Annotated in this window: 1 protein-coding gene; it reads left to right on the forward strand. The window is 52.7% G+C overall.

The genetic code is table 11. The features are described from left to right. Nucleotides 1–108: 108 nt before the first annotated feature. The coding region (locus tag DVK05_RS16375) for a DUF1156 domain-containing protein (protein WP_121564945.1) at nucleotides 109–620 on the forward strand (512 nt) is incomplete at its 3' end.

Below are 620 nucleotides of genomic sequence, written 5' to 3' on the forward strand. Positions count from 1 at the left end.
TATCGGCAGATACACGTGGCCCGCCCGAGGCAAGTACAGTACGTTCCAACACGGGGGACTCAGTCTACTGGAGTGTATCACCCCCCGCATTGAGGTAACCCTCTAACCATGAGTCAGGATCAGAAACCACGTCGTCGACCTATCGAGATCTCGTTCCCCATCGACCAAGTGAATGAAATCGCGGAAAAAGAGGCTCACGCCAAACGATACTACCGCCCTGTATACACCATGCACAAGTGGTGGGCACGACGACTGGGTTCGGTTTTCCGAACGATGCTACTCTACTCGCTCGCCGACGGAGAAATGTCGGTCGATACCGATGGACAATCAACCATCGATGGACTCCCGGAAGTCGACTGGGAGAACCCTGACGCTCTCTGGGATTACTACCTCGAAGATATCGACTTCGGAGATAAAACCGTGCTCGATCCCTTCATGGGTGGTGGAACGAGCATTGTCGAGTCGCTCCGTATGGGCTGTAACGCTATCGGGAGTGAACTGAATCCTGTAGCATGGTTCGTCGTCAAGAAGGAAGTTGAGCCCGTTGATTTGGACGAACTGGATGCCGCATTTGAGGAGATAAAAGAGAGTGTCGGAGAGGAAATACAGGAGTATTATCG

This window comes from Halorubrum sp. Atlit-8R (assembly GCF_003666025.1).
GTDB classification, from domain to species: Archaea; Halobacteriota; Halobacteria; order Halobacteriales; family Haloferacaceae; genus Halorubrum; species Halorubrum salinarum.